The organism is Paenibacillus sp. EB106-06-01-XG199 (assembly GCF_058791575.1).
Genome location: NZ_JBYTDQ010000032.1, coordinates 1 through 2044 on the forward strand (window position 1 = coordinate 1; position 2044 = coordinate 2044).

General features: G+C 38.3%; 3 protein-coding genes. All 3 read left to right on the top strand.

Annotation, left to right across the window (positions count from 1 at the left end):
- Nucleotides 1-768, top strand: a 768-nt coding sequence (locus tag AC3WT9_RS34570) for an RHS repeat-associated core domain-containing protein (RefSeq protein WP_492408979.1), incomplete at its 5' end; no start/stop codon positions are given.
- Nucleotides 765-1133: a hypothetical protein gene (locus tag AC3WT9_RS34575; RefSeq protein WP_341377898.1), complete on the top strand. Its 369-nt coding sequence runs from the start codon at nt 765-767 to the stop codon at nt 1131-1133. The genes AC3WT9_RS34570 and AC3WT9_RS34575, both read left to right, overlap by 4 nt.
- Nucleotides 1134-1566: 433 nt before the next feature.
- Nucleotides 1567-1983, top strand: coding sequence for a hypothetical protein (locus tag AC3WT9_RS34580; protein ID WP_492408981.1), 417 nt, complete (start codon nt 1567-1569; stop codon nt 1981-1983).
- Nucleotides 1984-2044: the final 61 nt, after the last annotated feature.

Sequence of the window (2044 nt, forward strand, 5' to 3'; positions counted from 1 at the left end):
GCACGGTATTATGATCCGAGTATCGGGCGGTTTTTAAATGAGGATACGGTTGAAGGGCAGATTGATAATCCGCTGAGTCAAAACCTTTATACTTATGTTCATAATAATCCTTTGATTAATAGTGATCCTACAGGTCATATGCCGCATAAACTTTTGAATATGTTTTTGTCTGATTTTATTGGTGGACGTTCAAATGGAACAAATTATACAAATGCAGAGTTAGCAAATGCAGTACTTAATGCTAATGGTAATAATGATAGTGGCAGGTATAAGGCATTCCATGAGATTGCTCAAATTTATGCGGCTAAACAAATACATTCAGAGTCTGGTCAAGCAGTTCAATTAGAATATCACCTTGAAGAAGAAATAAGTTATTGGCCAAATAAACATCATTATGTTGATATAGTTACTGGAGATAATAAAATGTGGGAAGTAAAGGCAATGAGGGTTACTCACCTTGGTTTAGGGGATGGTGCTTGGGAGGACGCAGAGGCTCAGCTATTGAGGTACAGGAATGTTAATAATCAGTTGAGCAGAGGATACCAGCTAAGCGATATTACTGGAATTATCATAGTAGATCAGTTAAGGATGGATATTCAATTTAATGATCTTGGGAAAATAGTTTATTCCTTTTACTTAGATATGGGGGGGAAAGGTACAATGCCTCTTACAACTCAGATGGCATCTGATTATGTTTCAAATAGTACAGTGTATCCACCTTCTATTGATATCGATATTAAAATTCCAATAAAAGGAAGGAAAAAATGACTAAACAGATCATGATGCTGTTAACTTTAATTCTTTTAGTGGGGTGCTCAATGGACAGAGGCAAAAATGGAAATGGCTCGAATTTAGGAAATGATTTTAAAGAGGAAGCCCTTTTTATCATTGATTCCCTCAATATCTGTATTGAAAATTTTGGGTTTTCTGAAAGGTTAAGAAAAGAAATAGATACTTTTTTCGAACAGGATCATACTCAACAAGAGGAGGAAATAGAAAAAAAAATAGCAAGTATTTATATGACTTTCTTAGGTAAAACAAATTTTAAGAACAAGAATGCTGCAACAAATAAAGAGTTATTTAGTCAGTTGAAAAAAGAGATTGATGAAGTTAGAAATTTACTGACAGAATGATTTAAGTAATCAATTCGCTCAAAGGGGGAATTAAATTCCGATAAACCACATGGGATATATTACATGTGGTTTATTTTTTTTGAATTTATGTGTCCCACCCAGTGCCCCCTAAATACCAAGAGTAATAATGAAATTGAATTACCCAGCGTGAAGCAAGTTGGGGCATCTCAACTGAAGGGATGTTGTATAACTGGCATCAATTTATTAACCGAAAGCAGGACAACTTTATAGTTGGTTTAGTGGGAAGATAAGTCAGCATACGTGATCCCGAATCACCTGAACAGCAAGCAAGATGATAGAAAAGGTAGTAATTGGCGCGTTATAGAGGCTTTGAAGAATTACATACATTTTTAGCACGTTCATCGAACGATTTACGTGCCTAAAGAGTGTAGTATTATATTGTGAGAAAATTGGATAGGGAGGTAGGGCCTCATTGCATATTGTACTTTTAGGCATTAAACCTGAACTTAGTGATCCGCGTTTCAGATTTCATGAGTGCCGAGCGTGCGAGGAAGCACAAGAAGTATCATCTATTATTAAGCCCAAAATAATCCTGGTGGTTGAAGATTTGGCCCAGGAATTCCTACCGTTCGCCCTGAGTATAGCTGTGAAGATGGTGGTGATTAATGAGGCTTATCCGTTGTCACTGACAGCGGTACGGAGCTGGACTGCACTCGGAGCGGCTGATGTGTGGTCTAACCGGGAATGGCCAGCGCGGCTCCGGGATTCCATGGATGTGCAGAAGATCACCGCTGCCGGGACGACGATTAATGAACACAGCGAAATGAATAGAGCTGTGGAACGAACGGTGATTGCGGTAGGGAGTGTCCTTGAAGGTCGTAGAGTATAACTACTATAATACAAGTTCCGCAAACTTTGATGCTGTCAATACGGGAATGCCGGTCTTAAAA

Bases quoted from the DNA above. Each gene is read 5' to 3' on its own strand.
- AC3WT9_RS34575 (WP_341377898.1), top strand. From the start codon at position 765: ATGACTAAACAGATCATGATGCTGTTAACTTTAATTCTTTTAGTGGGG.